The following is a 17,576-nucleotide window of genomic DNA, read 5'->3' as shown; positions in this document are numbered from 1 at the left end:
GGCTGCAACCTTCTTCACCGCGACCTTCTTCGCTGCGGCCTTCTTGGCCGGCGCGGCCTTCTTCGCTGCAACCTTCTTCACTGCGGCTTTCTTGGCCGCCGGCTTCTTCTTGGCAGTTGCCATTTTTTTCTCCTTCAGGTTCAGATGAGAGTCAGTTCAAACTACACCCTTCGTCAAAACCCGCTTCCCGCGAACGCTTCTCACGGCGCACACTACGAAGCGGGCTATTCATCGGCGTACGCTGATCCCGCGCGCTTACGCTAATGAATGCGGTAAGGCGCGCCGTGCCACGAGGCACCGCGCGCCAGATCGATCCGGCGTCGGATACCGACGCCGACCAACGTTCGTTGAAAGCGCAGGTCACGCGACCTGCGCCCTTTTCCGGGGGGAAGTTTGCCCATCCCACTGAAGGGTTCGCAAAGTGCCTTGCACGTATGTGAGCCACCAGGGCTCCGGGCACGCTTTGCATCAGGCGTTCCTGCTCCTAATCATCATGCCGGCCGAGGCGCCCGTATGGCGCCTCGCGGCAACCCCAAAAGACTGACTCCGCAGTGCGCCCGGGTTATTCCCAGGACAGCGCACCGCCCGTCTGATATTCGATCACGCGCGTCTCGAAGAAGTTGCGTTCCTTCTTCAAGTCGATCATCTCGCTCATCCACGGGAACGGGTTCTCTTCGTTCGGGAACAGCGTATCGAGACCGATCTGCTGGCAACGGCGGTTGCAGATGAAGCGCAGATAGCTCTTGAACATCGACGCGTTCAGGCCCAGCACGCCGCGCGGCATGGTGTCTTCCGCGTAGCGGTATTCGAGGTCGACCGCATGCTTGAACAGCTCGGTGATCTCCGCGCGGAACGCCGGGGTCCACAGCTGCGGGTTTTCGAGCTTGATCTGGTTGATCAGGTCGATGCCGAAATTGCAGTGCATCGACTCGTCGCGCAGGATGTACTGATACTGCTCCGCGGCGCCGGTCATCTTGTTCTGGCGGCCGAGCGCGAGAATCTGCGTGAAGCCCACGTAGAAGAACAGGCCTTCCATGATGCAGGCGAACACGATCAGCGACCTGAGCAGCGTCTGGTCCGCTTCGAGCGTGCCGGTCTTGAACGACGGATCGGTCAGCGTCTGGATGAACGGGATCAGGAACTCGTCCTTGTCGCGGATCGACTTGACCTCGTGATACGCGTTGAAGATCTCGCTTTCGTCGAGACCCAGCGACTCGACGATGTACTGGTACGCGTGCGTATGGATCGCCTCTTCGAACGCCTGGCGCAGCAGGAACTGGCGGCATTCGGGCGCCGTGATGTGCCGGTAGGTGCCGAGCACGATGTTGTTGGCGGCGAGGGAGTCGGCGGTGACGAAGAAGCCGAGGTTACGCTTGACGATGCGGCGCTCGTCCTCGGTCAGACCGTTCGGGTCCTTCCACAGGGCGATGTCGCGCGACATGTTGATTTCCTGCGGCATCCAGTGGTTCGCGCAGCCGGACAGGTACTTCTCCCAGGCCCACTTGTACTTGAACGGGACCAACTGATTGACGTCGGTCTGACCGTTGATGATGCGCTTGTCGGCGACATTCACGCGGGCTTCGGCCGAGACCGGCGTTTGCAGCGGCGGTGCGACTGCGAAGTCGGCGGCGAAGATGTTTTGCGCCGAAGAAGACTGAGGAGCAGTTTGCTGTCCGAACTGCGGCAGGTTGCGCTGCGTTTCCGGAACAGAGACAGCCACTCCCGCGAGGTTGCGCATTGCGTTTTGCTGCGCACCGCTCGACGGAGTTACGGCCGTGTTCTCGTCATCCCAGTTGAGCATAAATGTCACCATCAATTTAGATCGGTTTGTACCATCTTTTCATGCGCGATAAAAGGGTTCGCACACGAAAAATCCTGTTTTCGATTCGCGTTGCGACCTCGATACAACACTTTGTTATCGCATCGTGTCGATCGCGTCGCATGAGCAGTGCTTGAGCATCGCGTCTTTGTCGCAACGACCTCGCACATGCGAGGCTGCTCGTGAGTCTTCGCGGCATCGTGAGCGCGAGTGAAAGCGGGTTCGTCGCGCATCGTTTGCTCGCGCGTAAAACTCCAGGGATTCCTTCCTGTTACGCGCCCGGTGCATCCCGTCTTTGCGTAGCGCATTTGCGTCTACTTCGCGCAGCGCAACGCGCGTGCCGCGCGCTGCCGGGAGAGTCGGACGACGCGCATTGCGCGCGCCGCCCGTTACATCGACTACTGTTTACTACTGACTACTGATGCTGCGGTGCTGCTACCGGTCCTGCAGTCATGCGTGCGATGTTGCATCGCGCGCTGCCGCTTTATTGGCAAGCTTCGCACTCTTCGAAGCCGGCGTCGCCCGGACGCATCATGCACACCGGACCTTCCGCTTCGGGTGCAGCGTCCGCTGCCGGCGCCGACTGCATCACGTTCGAGCCCGCACCGTTGCCGGCACCGCCCGCCGCGCCAAAGCCAGCGCCGCCTGCGTTGCCCGCACCGCCGCCGTTCGCGCCGCCCGTCGGCACTGCGTTGAGCGCACCGTGCGCGACCGTCGACTTCTCGACGTGCGTGGCTCCCATCGTGCGCAGGTAGTACGTCGTCTTCAGGCCGCGGATCCAGGCGAGCTTGTAGATCTCGTCGAGCTTCTTGCCCGATGCACCCGCCATGAAGATGTTCAGCGACTGCGCCTGGTCGATCCACTTCTGGCGACGCGAAGCCGCTTCGACGAGCCACGTCGGATCGACTTCGAACGCCGTTGCATACACAGCGCGTAGATCGGCCGGCACGCGGTCGATGCGCGAGAGCATGCCGTCGAAGTACTTCAAGTCGGCGACCATGACTTCGTCCCACAGGCCGCGCGACTTCAGGTCACGCACGAGGTAGTCGTTGACCACCGTGAATTCGCCCGAGAGGTTCGACTTCACGTAGAGATTCTGGAACGTCGGCTCGATGCACGGCGAGACGCCGATGATGTTCGAGATGGTCGCGGTCGGCGCGATCGCGATGCAGTTCGAGTTGCGCATGCCGTGCGTGGCGATGCGCTCGCGCAGCGAGGTCCAGTCCATCGACTCGCTCGAGTCGACTTCGACGTAGCCGCCGCGCTGCTCGGCGAGCAGCTTGAGCGTGTCCTGCGGGAGGATGCCGCGATCCCACAGCGAGCCGCGGTAGGTCGAGTAGCGGCCGCGCTCGGCTGCCAGCTCCGTCGACGCCCAGTACGCGTAGTAGCAGACGGCTTCCATCGAGCGGTCGGCGAACTCCACGGCCTCTTGCGAAGCAAACGGCGTGCGCAGCACGTGCAGGCAGTCCTGGAAGCCCATGATGCCCATGCCCACCGGACGGTGCTTCAGGTTCGAGTTGCGCGCCTTCGACACCGCGTAGTAGTTGATGTCGATGACGTTGTCGAGCATGCGCATCGCCACGCTGATGGTGCGCTTGAGCTTCTCGTGGTCGAGCGCGAACGTGCCGTCGGCCTGTTCGACCATGTGCGCGACGAGGTTCACCGAGCCCAGGTTACAGACGGCGATTTCGCTGTCGCTGGTGTTCAGCGTGATTTCCGTGCACAGGTTCGACGAGTGGACGACGCCCACGTGCTGCTGCGGCGAACGGATGTTGCACGGATCCTTGAACGTGATCCACGGATGGCCTGTTTCGAACAGCATGCCGAGCATCTTGCGCCACAGTTGCGCGGCCGGCAGCTTCTTGAACAGCTTGATCTCGCCGCGCGCGACCTTGTCTTCGTAAGCCGTGTAAGCCTGCTCGAACTCGGCGCCGAACTTGTCGTGCAGATCGGGGCAGGTCGAGGGCGAGAACAGCGTCCAGTCGCCGCCTTCCATCACGCGCTTCATGAACAGGTCGGGAATCCAGTTCGCCGTGTTCATGTCGTGGGTGCGGCGGCGGTCGTCGCCGGTGTTCTTGCGCAGCTCGAGGAATTCTTCGATGTCGAGGTGCCACGATTCCAGGTACGCGCACACCGCGCCCTTGCGCTTGCCGCCCTGGTTCACGGCCACGGCCGTGTCGTTGACCACCTTCAGGAACGGCACGACGCCTTGCGACTTGCCGTTGGTGCCCTTGATGTGCGAGCCGAGCGCGCGCACGCGCGTCCAGTCGTTACCGAGACCGCCGGCAAACTTCGAGAGCAGCGCGTTGTCCTTGAGCGCTTCGTAGATGCCGTCGAGGTCGTCGGCGACGGTCGTGAGGTAGCACGACGAGAGCTGCGAGCGGTGCGTGCCCGAGTTGAACAGCGTGGGCGTCGACGACATGAAGTCGAACGACGAGAGCACGTTGTAGAACTCGATCGCGCGCGCTTCACGGTCGATCTCGTTGAGCGAGAGGCCCATCGCGACACGCATGAAGAACGCCTGCGGCATCTCGATGCGCGTGCCGTGCACGTGCAGGAAGTAGCGGTCATAGAGCGTTTGCAGGCCGAGGTAGCCGAACTGCAGGTCGCGGCTCGCGTCGAGCGCGTTGCCGAGACGCTTCAGATCGAACTGCTGGAGCTTGTCGTCGAGCAGGCCCGCTTCCACGCCGCGCTTGATGAACTGCGGGAAGTACTCCGCGTAGCGCCAGCCCATATCGGCTTGCGTGACTTCTTCTTCGAGAATTTCGCGACGGATCGTGTGCAGCAGGATGCGCGAGGTGACCTGGCTATACGCCGGGTCCTTTTCGATCATCGTGCGCGCCGCGAGGATCGCCGAGTCGTAGACCTGCGACATCGGCACGCCGTCGTAGAGGTTCTTCACCGTTTCCGCGACGATCGGGTCCGGGTTCACCGCATCGCCGAGACCGTCGCACGCCGAGACGATCAGCGCGCGCAGTGCCTGCATGTCGAGCGGACGCGTCACGCCGTTGTCGGTCACGTTGATGCCGGGCGCTGCCGCCGCTTCGGGCGCATGCGTGCGTTCCTGGCTGCGCTTCTCGCGATACAGCACGTAGGCGCGCGCGACGTTGTGCTCGCCGCCGCGCATGAGCGCGAGCTCGACCTGATCCTGGATGTCTTCGATGTGGAACGTGCCGCCGTTCGGACGGCTGCGCACGAGTGCGCGCACGACGTTCTGCGTGAGCTGCTCGACGAGCTCGCGAACGCGCGCCGACGCAGCGCCCTGCCCGCCATTGACGGCCAGGAATGCCTTGGTCATCGCGAGGGCGATCTTCGACGGCTCGAAGCCCACGACGCTGCCGTTACGGCGGATCACCTTGTGGTCGGCGAACTGCGTCGCGCTGGCCTGGCCGTCCTGCGGCTGGCCGCCCAGCGTGCGCGCGGCAGGCGCGCCTTCGTACTGGGTCGAGACGTTATCGGTCGTTTGCATATGCAAAGCTCCTGGTCCTGGAAATGTGCGAATGAATTTCGCGAGTTAAAACGGACACCGCGCCCCCGTGTGCGCGGACGATTGGGCGGAGAGGAAAAGCCAGCCTGGCGAGGCTGCCGGATGCGGCAAGGCAGATGAACCACGGAACGCTTCAGTTTTCATCGTGGATGCCGCGATCATTGGCTGTACCTTTTCTCTCGATTACAGCCGGTGCGCCGGCTTATCGGCCAGCTGCACCGCACAAGTTTTTCTTATGCCGCTAATGCGTGCGGCGCCATGCTCGTCAGAGCGGGGCGCCGCAGAACAACACAACATATGGTGTAAGGCCGTGCTTCGGGTACGAAGTATAGTGGAAGTTGCGAGACGGTCAACGGCTAAATTTCCTTCCAGGAGCCTTGACAACGCGGGCTCCGGCGCGAAGCCCAGACGGCACGGGCATTCGAGCGAAACGTCAATTTTCGTGTGCTCGAAAGTCCATGTGCCACGCTACGGTTAGCGCGTTGTCAGGCGCTCCTCAGTTGCACTTTTCGTTGCGCTTTTCGTTGCGCTTCGTCTGCGTCACGCCGACGCGTCGCGTTCGTCCGGCTCGTCGTTCGCTATGGGCGCGGGTGGAGGTAGGGAAAGAAAGCGTCGGCAAGCTGCGTCTCGCTTTGCAGACGTGCCCACTCGAAATGCGGGCCCGGATCGGTCTTGCGGCCCGGCGCGATATCCGCATGGCCTGCGAGCGCGTCGATCGGATAGTGCGCGCACAACGCCCGCACGAGCGGCGCGAGTGTCGCGTATTGCGCGGGCTCGAAGGGTGTCGTGTCGCTGCCCTCGAGCTCGATGCCGATCGAGAAGTCGTTGCAGCGCTCGCGCCCGAAGAAGCTCGAAAGGCCCGCATGCCACGCGCGCTCGTCGCACGAGACGAACTGCTCGAGCGTGCCGTCGCGATGGATCACGAAATGCGCCGAGACGCGCACGCCGCGCAGATGCGCATCGAAATACGGATGCGCGTCGCAGTCGAGGCGATTGAGGAACAGGTCAGCGATCTCGGGGCCGCCGAAGGTGTCGGGCGGCAGACTGATGTTGTGCACGACGATGAGCGTCGGCACCGCGCCGCCGGGACGCGCCTCGAAGTTGGGCGTCGGCAGGCGGCGTGCGCCGGCCACCCAGCCCTGTGCATCGACTTCGAACGCGGGCGCCCCGGATGACGCTGCCGCACTCATCGCGCGGGACGGTCCTGGGTGGTCTTGCGCGCGTCGTACACGCGCGCGTGCTCCGCGCAGCAGAAGCTTTGCGCGCCCACGCTCACCGACTCGCTGCGCGGCGCGTGAACGCCGCACTCGGCGCAGCGGACCATCGGCTCGGGCAACGCGCCACTACCAGCAGAATTGCCCGCCGGGTGACCGCCCGAAGCGCCTGCGCCATTCGCACCGAAAGGACCGCCCGCCGTGCCAGGACCGCTGCCCGCGCGCCATGCGCCAGGGCCGCCCTGCCTCGGATCGGCACCGGGACGCGAATGCTGCGAGCCGCGCAGCGACTTGAAGAACCACTGTCCGACGACGAACAGCAGGATCAGGAGAAGAATCTGTCTCATGGAATCAGCGTGTGAATCTGTGCGCTACCGGGGATGGCAAGCGCCTCGCGTCAGACGACGGGACGGTGCAGCAGCACCTCGAACACGAAGCGGCTGCCCACGTACGCGAGCAGGAGCGCCACGAACGACGCGATCACCCAGCGCAGCGCGGCACGGCCGCGCCAGCCGGAAATCTTGCGCGCGGTGAGCAGCGAGCCGAACATGAGCCACGAGAGGATCGCGAACACCGTCTTGTGATCGAGAGAGAGCGGGCGGTCGATCAGTTGCTCGCTGAACACGATGCCCGAGACCAGCGTGGCCGTGAGCAGCACGAAGCCCGCGCCGATCAGGCGGAACAGCAGCTTCTCCATCGTGAGGAGCGGCGGCAGCGTCTCGATCCAGTTCGACAGCCAGCCGCCGCCGAGATGACCGCCGCCACTGCCGGCGCCGTTGCCACGACCGATGCCGTTGCGCTGGAAACCGACGCCCTTGAGCGCATGTAGACGGCGCTCGACCGCGAGCATCAGCACCGCGTGCAGCGCGGCGATCGCGAAGAGCCCGTAGGCGACGTTGGCGATGACGAAATGCAGCTTGAACATGGGCGCGGCCGCATACGGCAGCACGCGCACGCCGCCGAACACGAGCGGCAGGATCGACGCCACCGCGGCCAGCGGCAGCAGCAGCAAGCGCAGCCCGTCGAGCGCGAAGAAAAAGCTCTCGATCCAGTAGATCACCGCGCCGAGCCAGAACATGGCCGACAACGCGAACGCGAAGCCGAACACCATTTCGTGGGCGGGAAAGATCGTCATGTGCAGCAGCACGCCATGCGCCGCGAGCGCGACGAAGAGCAGCGTGCGAGAAAGCGGGCCGAAGTTGCGCGCGCGCGGCGCGTCATCGGAGGAACCGCCGGACAAACCGCCGGGCGAGGCGCCCGAAGCACCCCGCGCACCCGCGGCCACCGTCACCGGAACCGACGGCACGCTGCCGAAGAGCGGCGCAACGCTCGCGCGGCGCAGTGCCCGCCAGTCGGCGGCGCACAAACCGCCGTACAGGAGCACGGTGAGGGCATACAGTACAATATCCATGTTCGAAGTTTACTATAGGCCCCCTCTCCGCGACGGATCGCGACGAATCGCCCTCGATTCCCGTTTTCGCGCGTGCGTGCCGGGCCGCACTGCTCACCGCTCCCCATGCTCGACAATCTCACTCAACGGATGGCGCGCGTCGTCAAGACGCTGCGCGGCGAGGCCCGGCTGACCGAGGCCAATACGCAGGAAATGCTGCGCGAAGTGCGCCTCGCCCTGCTGGAAGCGGACGTGGCGCTGCCCGTCGTGCGCGAGTTCATCGCCAAGGTGAAGGAAAAGGCGCTCGGCGAAGAAGTGATCGCCAGCCTCTCGCCGGGCCAGGCGCTCGTCGGCGTGGTGCAGCGCGAGCTGACCGCCGTGATCGGCGGAGACTACGAAGGCAAGGCCGCCGAGCTCGATCTCGCCGTCACGCCGCCCGCGGTCATCCTGATGGCGGGCCTGCAGGGCGCCGGCAAGACCACCACGGTCGGCAAGCTCGCGAAATTGCTGCGCGAGAAGTACAAGAAGAAGGTGCTCACCGTTTCCTGCGACGTCTACCGCCCCGCCGCCATCGCGCAGTTGAAGACGGTGACGGAACAGGTCGGCGCCGACTTCTTCCCCTCGCAGCCCGACCAGAAGCCCGTCGACATCGCCAATGCGGCCGTCGACTGGGCGAAGCGCCACTATCACGACGTGCTGCTCGTCGACACGGCCGGCCGCCTCGGCATCGACGAGGCGATGATGAACGAGATCGCCGCGCTGCACGCGTCGCTCAAGCCCGCGGAGACGCTCTTCGTCGTCGACGCGATGCTGGGCCAGGACGCGGTCAACACAGCCAAGGCGTTCAACGACGCCCTGCCCCTCACCGGCGTCGTGCTCACCAAGCTCGACGGCGACTCGCGCGGCGGTGCGGCGCTTTCCGTGCGCCACATCACGGGCAAGCCGATCAAGTTCGTCGGCGTCGCGGAAAAGCTCGACGGCCTCGAAGTGTTCTACCCGGAGCGCATGGCGAACCGGATCCTCGGCATGGGCGATATTCTCGCGCTCGTCGAGGAGGCGCAGCGCGGCGTGGACGTGCAAGCCGCGCAAAAGCTCGCCGACAAGGTCAAGAAAGGCGGCGACTTCGACCTCAACGATTTCCGCGCGCAGCTCTCGCAGATGAAGAAGATGGGCGGCCTCTCCTCGCTCATGGACAAGCTGCCCGCGCAGTTCCAGCAGGCCGCCTCGGGCGCCGACATGGGCCAGGCCGAAAAGCAGATGCGCCGCATGGAAGGCATCATCAACTCGATGACTGCGCAGGAGCGCGCCAAGCCCGATCTCATCAAGGCCACGCGCAAGCGCCGCATCGCGGCGGGTGCGGGCGTGCAGGTCCAGGAGGTCAATCGCCTGCTGAACCAGTACGACCAGATGCGCACCATGATGAAGAAGCTCAAGGGCGGTAATCTGCAGAAGATGATGCGCGGCATGAAGGGCATGATGCCCGGCATGCGCTGAGAGAAAACAGCTACAACCACAGCCTCACCACTGTCATGAATCGCGAAGAAGCCCTCCACATTTTCCGCCACTCCGAAGAAATCGTTTCGGAGGGCGACGTCAATGCGTCGATCGGCCGGATGGCCGACGCCATCCGCGCCGAGGTCAGCGAGGAGTTTCCGCTCGTGCTGTCGGTGATGGGCGGCGCCGCCGTGTTCACCGGCATGCTGCTGCCGCATCTCGACTTCCCGCTCGAGTTCGACTACATCCATCTCACGCGCTATCGCAACGCCATCAAGGGCAGCGCGGAGATGCAGTGGCGCGTGGCGCCGCGCGAGTCGGTGAAGGACCGCGTCGTGCTCGTGCTCGACGACATCCTCGACGAAGGCGAGACCATGGCCGCGATCCGCGACCGCATCATGGACATGGGCGCGAAGCGCTTCCTCTCGGCGGTGCTCTGCGAAAAGATCATCCCGAAGGCCAAGCCGCTCCATCCCGACTACTGCGGATTTTCGGTGCCGGATCGCTACGTGTTCGGCTGCGGCATGGACGCGAAGGGCTACTGGCGCAATCTGCCGACTATCCGGGCGCTAACCGAAGGCGCTTGATGCCGATACTCCGGACGCGGCGTCGCCAATAAGGACTCACCATGAAAAAAGCAGCCCTCGGGCTGCTTTTTTGTTTCCGTGACGGCCAGGAAAGACCTCAGAGGTGATGCACGAAGGTGCTGATCCCCGCGAGGATCATCTCCACCGAAATCGCCACGAGCACGAGGCCCATCAATCGCTCGAAGGCCGTCACCACGCGCTCGCCGAGCCATTGCTGGATGCGCTCCGCGAGCACCAGCACGATCGCGCAGATCGCCATCGTCACCACGAGCGCGCCGATCCACTCGAACAGCTTGCCCGGCGCCTGCGAGGTGAGCAGCATGACCGTGGCGAGCGCCGACGGCCCCGCGAGCGCGGGAATCGCGAGCGGCACGATGAGCGGCTCGCCGCCCTTGTCGCTACCGCCGAACGGCCCGCCCGGATGCGGAAAAATCATGCGCAGCGCGATCAGGAACAGCACGATGCCGCCGCCGATGCGCAGCGACGTGTCCGTGAGCCCCATCATCCTCAGGAAGGCGTTGCCGGCCACCATGAAAATGAGCAGGATCACGAACGCGATCGCCACTTCGCGCAGGATCACGACCGCCCGGCGCTCCCGCGCCACATGATGCAGACACCCGATGAACAGCGGGATGTTGCCGAGCGGATCGGTGATGAGCACCAGCAGGACCGTCGCGGACAGGAAGCTGTATTCCACGTTCGCAGCGCTCCTTTAAGCTGGTTCGGTCATCGCGATCGCGATTCGGTGGGTCTCGATCAGACCGCGAGGGCGGCCTGGATTTTCTGCACCACGGACTGCGCGGCTTCGTCGGCCGGCAGCAGCGTGGCCTCGGCGTCGCGGCGGCCCTGGTACTCGATCTTGCCTTCCTTCAAGCCACGCTCGCCGATCACGAGACGATGCGGCACGCCGATCAGCTCCCAGTCGGCGAACATCACGCCCGGACGCTCGCCGCGGTCGTCGAGGATCACGTCCACGCCGGCCTTGAGCAGTTCGTCGTAGACACGCTCGGCGTGCTCGCGCACGAGCTCGCTGCGGTCCATGCCCATCGGACAAACGACGACCTGGAACGGCGCGATCGATTCCGGCCAGATGATGCCCTTCTCGTCGAAGTTCTGCTCGATCGCCGCGCCGAGAATACGCGTGATGCCGATGCCGTAGCAGCCCATCTGCATCGGCGCGGGCTTGCCGTTCTCGGCGAGGAAGGTCGCGCCCATGGCGTCGGAGTACTTGGTGCCGAGCTGGAACACGTGGCCCACTTCGATGCCGCGGCAGATGTCGAGCACGCCCTTGCCGTCCGGCGAGGGGTCGCCCTTCTTCACGTTGCGGATGTCGGCGACGACGGGCTCCGGCAGATCGCGGCCCCAGTTCACGCCCGTGGTGTGGAAGTCGACTTCGTTCGAACCCACCACGAAGTCGCTCATGTTCGCGACCGTGCGGTCCGCGATCACCTTGACCGGCTTCTTCGTGTTGAGCGGTCCGAGGTAACCCGGCGGCGTGCCGAACCACTCGACGATTTCGGCTTCGGTCGCCATGCGAAAGCCCGCGAGGCCTTCGAGCTTGGCCGCCTTGATCTCGTTCAGATCGTGGTCGCCGCGCAGCATCAGCAACCAGATCGTGGGCTCGGCGCCCTCGTTCTCGGTCGCCAGAATGATCGACTTGATGGTCTTTTCGAGCGGAATGTCGAGCATTTGCGCCACCGCCTCGCACTTCGCGGCGCCCGGCGTCGGGGTCTTCGTGAGCGGCTCGGCGGCCACGGCGCGCGTGGCGATGAGCGGCAGCGCTTCGGCCGCTTCCACGTTGGCCGCAAACTCCGAGGTCGGGCAATAGGCGATGTCGTCTTCGCCGGTTTCCGCGATCACGTGGAATTCGTGCGAGCCGCTGCCGCCGATCGAGCCGTTGTCGGCCGCGACCGCGCGGAAATGCAGGCCGAGGCGCGTGAAGATGCGCACGTAGGCGTCGTACATCTTCTGGTACGAGAGCTTCAGACCGTCGACGTCCTTATCGAACGAATACGCATCCTTCATGATGAACTCGCGGCCGCGCATCACGCCGAAACGGGGACGGATTTCGTCGCGAAACTTGGTCTGGACCTGATAGAAGTTCACCGGCAACTGACGGTAGCTCTTGATCTGGCCGCGCGCGATGTCGGTGACGACCTCCTCGTGCGTCGGCCCCATGACGAAGTCGCTCTGCTTGCGGTCCTTGAAGCGCAGCAGTTCCGGCCCGTATTGCTCCCAGCGCCCCGATTCCTGCCAAAGTTCGGCCGGCTGCACGGCCGGCATCAGGAGTTCGAGCGCACCGGCGCGGTTCATTTCCTCGCGCACGATCTGCTCGACCTTGCGGATCGAGCGCAGGCCGACCGGCAGATAGTTGTAGATGCCGCCCGCAACGCGGCGGATCATGCCAGCGCGGACCATCAACTTGTGGCTGACGATTTCGGCGTCGGCCGGCGCTTCCTTCAGGGTGCCGATAAAGAAACGGGAGGCTTTCATTCAGAGTTTTCCAAAGGCGGCGGCCCGGTGAGAGGCCGCCCGAAAGAGTCCAACGGTGGAGTTCACAGACCCGACATTATGACAACGCCCCGAGCGCCGCGCGGATGACACCAGGCGGGACACCGGACGGCCTTGCGGCCAGCGCGGTTTGCGCGCGCCCGGCAAATCGGTCCAATGTTCCGGCGCTCGGGTGCGGAAGGGCCGTTATCTGTTTATAATCAAAGCAATTTTAAAGGATTCGAAGGTGGTTGTATGCTGGATCGTGAGGGGTTTCGCCCGAACGTCGGCATCATCCTCTTGAACGCGCGAAACGAGGTGTTTTGGGGCAAACGGGTTCGCGAACATTCCTGGCAGTTTCCGCAAGGGGGCATCAAATATGGTGAGACCCCCATGCAGGCAATGTATCGGGAGTTGCACGAAGAAACCGGTCTGCATCCGGAGCATGTCAAGATCATCGGTCGCACACGCGACTGGTTGCGTTATGAGGTGCCGGACAAGTTCATCAAGCGCGAAGTGCGCGGCCATTATCGCGGTCAGAAACAGATCTGGTTTCTGCTGCGCATGGTCGGGCGCGACTGCGATATCTGCCTGCGGGCGACGGAGCATCCCGAGTTCGATGCGTGGCGCTGGAACGAATACTGGGTGCCGCTCGAAGCGGTCATCGAGTTCAAGCGCGACGTCTATCAGCTCGCGCTGACTGAGCTGTCGCGCTTCCTGCGGCGCCCCGCCATGCCGCGCACCGCACGCAGTGGCGGCGCGCACGGTCATGAGGTGCGCTATCCGCGCCTCGTCACGTCGGCGCATGCCGAGGCGGTGCAGGTGGAAGTGCAGGTTCAGGTGCAGTTCGAGTCATCGCTCGACGATGCCTCGGACCCGGCCGCGCTCGAAAGCGATTGCGGCGCGACGGGGAGTATGATCGAGCCTGCGCCGGGCGAGCCGAGGTAATACAGGCAAGGCTCGCCAGGCCGCACTGAACGCCCGGACCGGCCACGCCGGCGCCACGCACATCGATGCGCGACGCCGCGCGCGGCGGTTCGCATCCGCGGCGCCGCGCATTCCTGCGCGCAGCGCCGGTGCATCGAAGGAATATCAATTTGAAACGATTGGCTCTTGCTGCGGTGTGCGCCGCGGCCGCAAGTAGCATCCTGCTGGCCGGTTGCGGCAGTTCTGGCCCCACCAACAAGGACGACAGCGCGTTCACGTATCTGCTCGACCGCAAAGGCAACTGGCAGGAAAACAAGCTCGAAGGGCTGCCGGCGCTGCCGCAGGCCAATACGCAGTTGCTCGGTTTCGATGTTTCGAACAACACGCCACTGAAGTTCGCGATCGATCCGGCTTCGCTCAGCGTGGGCACCGACGGCGTCGTGCGCTACACGATCGTCATCACGAGCCCCAGCGGCGCGCGCAACGTCAATTACGAAGGGATCCGCTGCGACACCTACGAGTGGCGCCTCTACGCGAGCCTGGACGCCGACCACAACGGCTGGGACCAGACCGTGGCGAACGACTGGTCGCGCATCGAGAACGGCACGCTCAACGCCTATCACTCGGCGCTTTATCAGGACTACTTCTGCGCGAACAAGATGCCGGTCGCGAAGGCGTCGACGATCGTCGAGAACCTCCGCTACGGGCGCACGCAGTCGTCGCTCGTGCGTTGATATCTGGACGACGGGCTCTCACACGGGCCCGCCAGTTCAAGCGAAAAAAGCCGCAGCAGTCAATCGACCACTGCGGCTTTTTGTCATCTCGGGGACGCCCCCGGCCATACCTCAAATCAGCACGAGGTTGTCGCGGTGAATGAGCTCGGGCTCCAGCATGTAGCCGAGAATGCTCTCGATCTCGCCGCTCGGATGCCGCTGTATGAGCTTCGTTTCGGCACTGCTGTAGTTGGTGAGACCGCGTGCGACCTCCCGGCCCTCGCCGTTCAGGCACGCAATCACTTCGCCGCGCGCGAAGGCGCCCTGCACGCCGACCACGCCGATGGGCAGCAGGCTCTTGCCGTCGGCCCTGAGCTTCTGCACGGCGCCATCGTCGATCACGACGTGCCCGCGCACCTGCAGGTGATCGGCCATCCACTGCTTGCGCGCAGCCATACGCGCGGTGCGCGCGATGAGCTGCGTGCCGATGGCCTCGCCCGTGGCAAGCCGCACCAGCACGTCGGCCTCGCGGCCGCTCGCGATCACGGTGTTCGCGCCGCTATGCGCCGCGCGCTTGGCCGCGAGAATCTTCGTGAGCATGCCGCCACGGCCGATGCTCGAGCCCGCGCCGCCTGCCATCGCCTCGAGCTCCGGCTTGCCTGCGTCGGCTTCCTGCACGAGCGTGGCGGACGGGTCCTTGCGCGGGTCGGCGGTATAGAGGCCGCTCTGGTCGGTGAGGATGACGAGCGCGTCGCCTTCGATCAGGTTCGCGACCAGCGCGCCGAGCGTGTCGTTGTCGCCGAACTTGATTTCGTCGGTGACCACGGTGTCGTTCTCGTTGATGATCGGCACCACGCCGAGGCGCAGCAGCGTGAGCAGCGTGGAACGCGCATTCAGATAGCGCTCGCGGTCCGCAAGGTCGGCGTGCGTGAGCAGGATCTGCGCGGTGCGAATGTCGTGTTCCGCAAAGCGGCTCTCATAGACCTGCGCGAGCCCCATCTGGCCGACCGCGGCGGCGGCCTGGAGCTCGTCGATCTCGCGCGGGCGCCTGGTCCAGCCAAGACGCTGCATGCCTTCGGCGATGGCGCCCGAACTCACGAGCACCACTTCCTTGCCTTGTGCGCGCAGCGCCGCGATCTGCGCGGCCCAACGGCCGATGGCCGTGTGATCGAGCCCACGACCATCGTTCGTGACGAGGCTCGAACCGACTTTCACTACCAGACGCCGGGAATCGGCGATGACGGAACGCATGCTGCGCTGTCTCCCAATGACTGATGACGCGTGAGGTTTCGTTGAAGCTGCCGGCGCGGCCCGCACGCCGGCATATACGACGATTTATTCCTGCGGCTGCGCGGTGCCCTGATCGTCCTGGCCTTGGCCTTGTTGGCCGCTGCCTTCACGGAAGCGCACGTCGGAGGCAAGGTCTTCGGCGTCGGCCGCGCGGCGCGCATCCGAATGCTCGGAGATATAGTCGTACACCGCATAGCAAAGGTTCTCACAGCCCTGCCCGGTGAGCGCCGAGATCTCGAAAACGGGGCCGTCCCACTCAAAGCGCTTCACGAAGTCGGCGATACGCGCCGCACGCTCTGCCTCGGGCACCATGTCGAGCTTGTTCAGCACGAGCCAGCGCGGCTTCTCGTAGAGCGTTTCGTCGTACTTGCGCAGCTCCTGGACGATCGCCTTGGCCTCCGCGACGGGGTCGACGCTTTCGTCGAACGGGGCGAGATCCACCAGATGCAGCAGCAGGTTGGTGCGCTGCAGATGGCGCAGGAACTGGTGGCCAAGGCCCGCGCCTTCGGCGGCGCCTTCGATCAGGCCCGGAATGTCGGCGATCACGAAGCTCTTGCTCGGGCCCACGCGCACCACGCCCAGGTTCGGCGCGAGCGTCGTGAACGGATAGTCGGCGATCTTCGGCCTGGCGTTGGACACCGAGGAGATGAACGTGGACTTGCCCGCATTGGGCATGCCGAGCAGGCCGACGTCGGCCAGCACCTTGAGCTCGAGCTTGAGCATGCGGCGCTCGCCGGGCTTGCCGTCGGTTTTCTGGCGCGGCGCGCGGTTCGTGGACGACTTGAAATGCAGGTTGCCGAGGCCGCCCGCGCCGCCCTTCGCGACGATCACGCGCTGGTCGTGCTCGGTCAGGTCGGCGATCAGCTCACCCGTGTCGAGGTCCGAGATGGCCGTGCCAACGGGCATGCGCAACGTGATGTCGTCGCCGCCCTTGCCATAGCAGTCCGAGCCGCGGCCGTTTTCGCCGTTGCGTGCCAGATGCTTTTTCGTATAGCGGTAGTCGATGAGCGTGTTGATATTGCGGTCCGCGACGGCGTAGACACTGCCGCCTCGCCCGCCGTCACCGCCGTCCGGGCCGCCGAACGGAACGAACTTCTCGCGCCGCATCGACGCGCTGCCATCGCCCCCATCGCCGGCGATGACTTCGATCTTCGCTTCGTCAATGAACTTCATGAGTTACTCCGTCCCGTGGATGTCGTTATTTTGCCCGCAGCAGCGTTGCCGGCCAACCTGGCCGAACGGCCAGAGTAGCGATTCAAACCATCGGATCAAGCAAGCTGCCGGGCAAGCGCAGAAACAAAAAGCCCCGCAAACTACGCGGGGCTTTCCTTGCGTCGCTTTTTAGCCCGCTCGCGAGCGGACTATAAAACTCAGGCCGCTGCCGGGACGACGTTGACCGTGTGCTTGTTCAGCGCGCCCTTGGTCGTGAACGAGACGTGGCCGTCGACCAGCGCGAAGAGCGTATGGTCCTTGCCGATGCCAACGTTCAGGCCCGGGTGCATGCGCGTGCCGCGCTGGCGAACGATGATGCCGCCGGCGAGGATTGCCTGGCCGCCGAACACCTTAACGCCAAGTCGTTTCGACTCGGAATCGCGGCCGTTACGTGACGACCCGCCTGCCTTTTTGTGTGCCATGTGTTTGCTCCTTTACCTTCGTGCGCTTACGCGTTGATCGCGTCGATGCGCAGTTCGGTGTAGTTCTGGCGGTGGCCAGCGTGCTTCTGGTAGTGCTTGCGGCGACGCATCTTGAAGATGGTCACTTTGGCGTGACGACCGTGCGACACAACGGTGGCCTTGACGGAAGCCCCACTGACCAGCGGCGTACCGAACTTAATCGATTCGCCTTCGCCCACTGCGAGAACCTGGTCGAGCGTGATTTCTGCGTCAATGTCAGCCGGTATCTGTTCTACTTTAAGTTTTTCGCCAACAGCAACCTTGTACTGCTTGCCGCCGGTTTTTATGACCGCGTACATTGAGAACCTCACTCTTTCAAAATCCCGGACGCACTGCGCGCCCAGAAACTGTCGATTATACATAGAGTTAGCTGCACGGTCAAAAGGTATTGACAACGCCGGCCGGGCGGCGCCCCCTCGCGGCTGGCCCGGCGCGAAGCCCGGCTGCGGGGACATCAGCGCTATCTCATTAGAAAGCGCAATGCGCGCCGAA

General features: G+C 64.3%; 16 protein-coding genes. 4 read left to right on the top strand and 12 right to left on the bottom strand.

Translation table 11 applies throughout. From position 1 onward, the window contains the following. Positions 1–151 precede the first annotated feature (151 nt). The 6 genes from U5775_RS33165 to U5775_RS33140 form a co-directional block, all read right to left on the bottom strand. The gene (locus U5775_RS33165) at positions 152–469 is read right to left on the bottom strand and encodes a hypothetical protein (RefSeq protein ID WP_322062358.1); all 318 of its coding nucleotides are present in this window, start codon (positions 467–469) and stop codon (positions 152–154) included. Between the two features lie 93 nt (positions 470–562). Further along, the gene (locus U5775_RS33160; RefSeq protein WP_322062357.1) at positions 563–1,801 is read right to left on the bottom strand and encodes a ribonucleotide-diphosphate reductase subunit beta; all 1,239 of its coding nucleotides are present in this window, start codon (positions 1,799–1,801) and stop codon (positions 563–565) included. 502 nt (positions 1,802–2,303) lie between these two features. Then, complete coding sequence (locus tag U5775_RS33155) at positions 2,304–5,288, bottom strand: ribonucleoside-diphosphate reductase subunit alpha (protein ID WP_322062356.1); 2,985 nt, start codon at positions 5,286–5,288, stop codon at positions 2,304–2,306. 596 nt (positions 5,289–5,884) lie between these two features. Then, a complete protein-coding gene (gene ampD, locus U5775_RS33150) occupies positions 5,885–6,496 on the bottom strand; it encodes a 1,6-anhydro-N-acetylmuramyl-L-alanine amidase AmpD (RefSeq protein WP_322062355.1) in 612 nt (203 codons plus the stop codon). Then, complete coding sequence (locus U5775_RS33145; RefSeq protein WP_322062354.1) at positions 6,493–6,867, bottom strand: PP0621 family protein; 375 nt, start codon at positions 6,865–6,867, stop codon at positions 6,493–6,495. The genes ampD and U5775_RS33145 overlap by 4 nt, the downstream gene beginning before the upstream one ends. 50 nt (positions 6,868–6,917) lie before the next feature. Next, positions 6,918–7,931 (bottom strand): inner membrane protein YpjD, encoded by a 1,014-nt coding sequence (locus tag U5775_RS33140; protein WP_322062353.1) that lies wholly within the window; start codon positions 7,929–7,931, stop codon positions 6,918–6,920. A gap of 105 nt (positions 7,932–8,036) precedes the next feature. Here U5775_RS33140 and ffh point away from each other — a divergent pair, with 105 nt between their 5' ends. Together ffh and U5775_RS33130 are read left to right on the top strand one after the other, a co-directional pair. After that, complete coding sequence (ffh, locus tag U5775_RS33135; RefSeq protein ID WP_322062352.1) at positions 8,037–9,404, top strand: signal recognition particle protein; 1,368 nt, start codon at positions 8,037–8,039, stop codon at positions 9,402–9,404. Positions 9,405–9,439: 35 nt separating this feature from the next. After that, positions 9,440–9,991, top strand: a complete 552-nt coding sequence (locus U5775_RS33130; RefSeq protein WP_322062351.1) for a hypoxanthine-guanine phosphoribosyltransferase — start codon at positions 9,440–9,442, stop codon at positions 9,989–9,991. A gap of 97 nt (positions 9,992–10,088) precedes the next feature. On the opposite strand, the gene U5775_RS33125 is transcribed toward U5775_RS33130, so the two are convergent. Together U5775_RS33125 and U5775_RS33120 are read right to left on the bottom strand one after the other, a co-directional pair. After that, on the bottom strand, positions 10,089–10,688 hold the full coding sequence (locus U5775_RS33125; protein ID WP_322062350.1) for a MarC family protein: 600 nt from the start codon (positions 10,686–10,688) through the stop codon (positions 10,089–10,091). 59 nt (positions 10,689–10,747) lie between these two features. After that, positions 10,748–12,484 (bottom strand): proline--tRNA ligase, encoded by a 1,737-nt coding sequence (locus tag U5775_RS33120; protein ID WP_322062349.1) that lies wholly within the window; start codon positions 12,482–12,484, stop codon positions 10,748–10,750. Positions 12,485–12,736: 252 nt separating this feature from the next. Here U5775_RS33120 and U5775_RS33115 point away from each other — a divergent pair, with 252 nt between their 5' ends. Together U5775_RS33115 and U5775_RS33110 are read left to right on the top strand one after the other, a co-directional pair. After that, on the top strand, positions 12,737–13,429 hold the full coding sequence (locus U5775_RS33115) for an RNA pyrophosphohydrolase (protein WP_322062348.1): 693 nt from the start codon (positions 12,737–12,739) through the stop codon (positions 13,427–13,429). Positions 13,430–13,578: 149 nt separating this feature from the next. Continuing rightward, on the top strand, positions 13,579–14,142 hold the full coding sequence (locus U5775_RS33110) for a CNP1-like family protein (protein ID WP_322062347.1): 564 nt from the start codon (positions 13,579–13,581) through the stop codon (positions 14,140–14,142). Between the two features lie 111 nt (positions 14,143–14,253). Here the strand turns inward: U5775_RS33110 and proB are convergent, their stop codons facing one another. The 4 genes from proB to rplU form a co-directional block, all read right to left on the bottom strand. Continuing rightward, positions 14,254–15,372 carry a glutamate 5-kinase gene (gene proB / locus U5775_RS33105; RefSeq protein ID WP_322062346.1) on the bottom strand — a complete coding sequence of 373 codons (1,119 nt, stop codon included), beginning with the start codon at positions 15,370–15,372 and terminating at the stop codon, positions 14,254–14,256. A gap of 84 nt (positions 15,373–15,456) precedes the next feature. Next, on the bottom strand, positions 15,457–16,584 hold the full coding sequence (gene cgtA, locus U5775_RS33100) for an Obg family GTPase CgtA (RefSeq protein WP_322062345.1): 1,128 nt from the start codon (positions 16,582–16,584) through the stop codon (positions 15,457–15,459). 197 nt (positions 16,585–16,781) lie between these two features. Further along, a complete protein-coding gene (rpmA, locus tag U5775_RS33095; protein WP_322062344.1) occupies positions 16,782–17,045 on the bottom strand; it encodes a 50S ribosomal protein L27 in 264 nt (87 codons plus the stop codon). 26 nt (positions 17,046–17,071) lie between these two features. Beyond that, entirely contained in the window at positions 17,072–17,383 is a 312-nt protein-coding gene (gene rplU, locus U5775_RS33090) for a 50S ribosomal protein L21 (RefSeq protein WP_111484783.1), read from the bottom strand. Between the last annotated feature and the right edge of the window lie 193 nt (positions 17,384–17,576).

Origin of the sequence: Paraburkholderia sp. J63, assembly GCF_905220245.1 — a bacterium.
Taxonomy (GTDB): domain Bacteria; phylum Pseudomonadota; class Gammaproteobacteria; order Burkholderiales; family Burkholderiaceae; genus Paraburkholderia.
The sequence above is the reverse complement of the archived record's forward strand: the minus strand, read 5'-3'. Positions and strand labels throughout refer to the sequence as shown.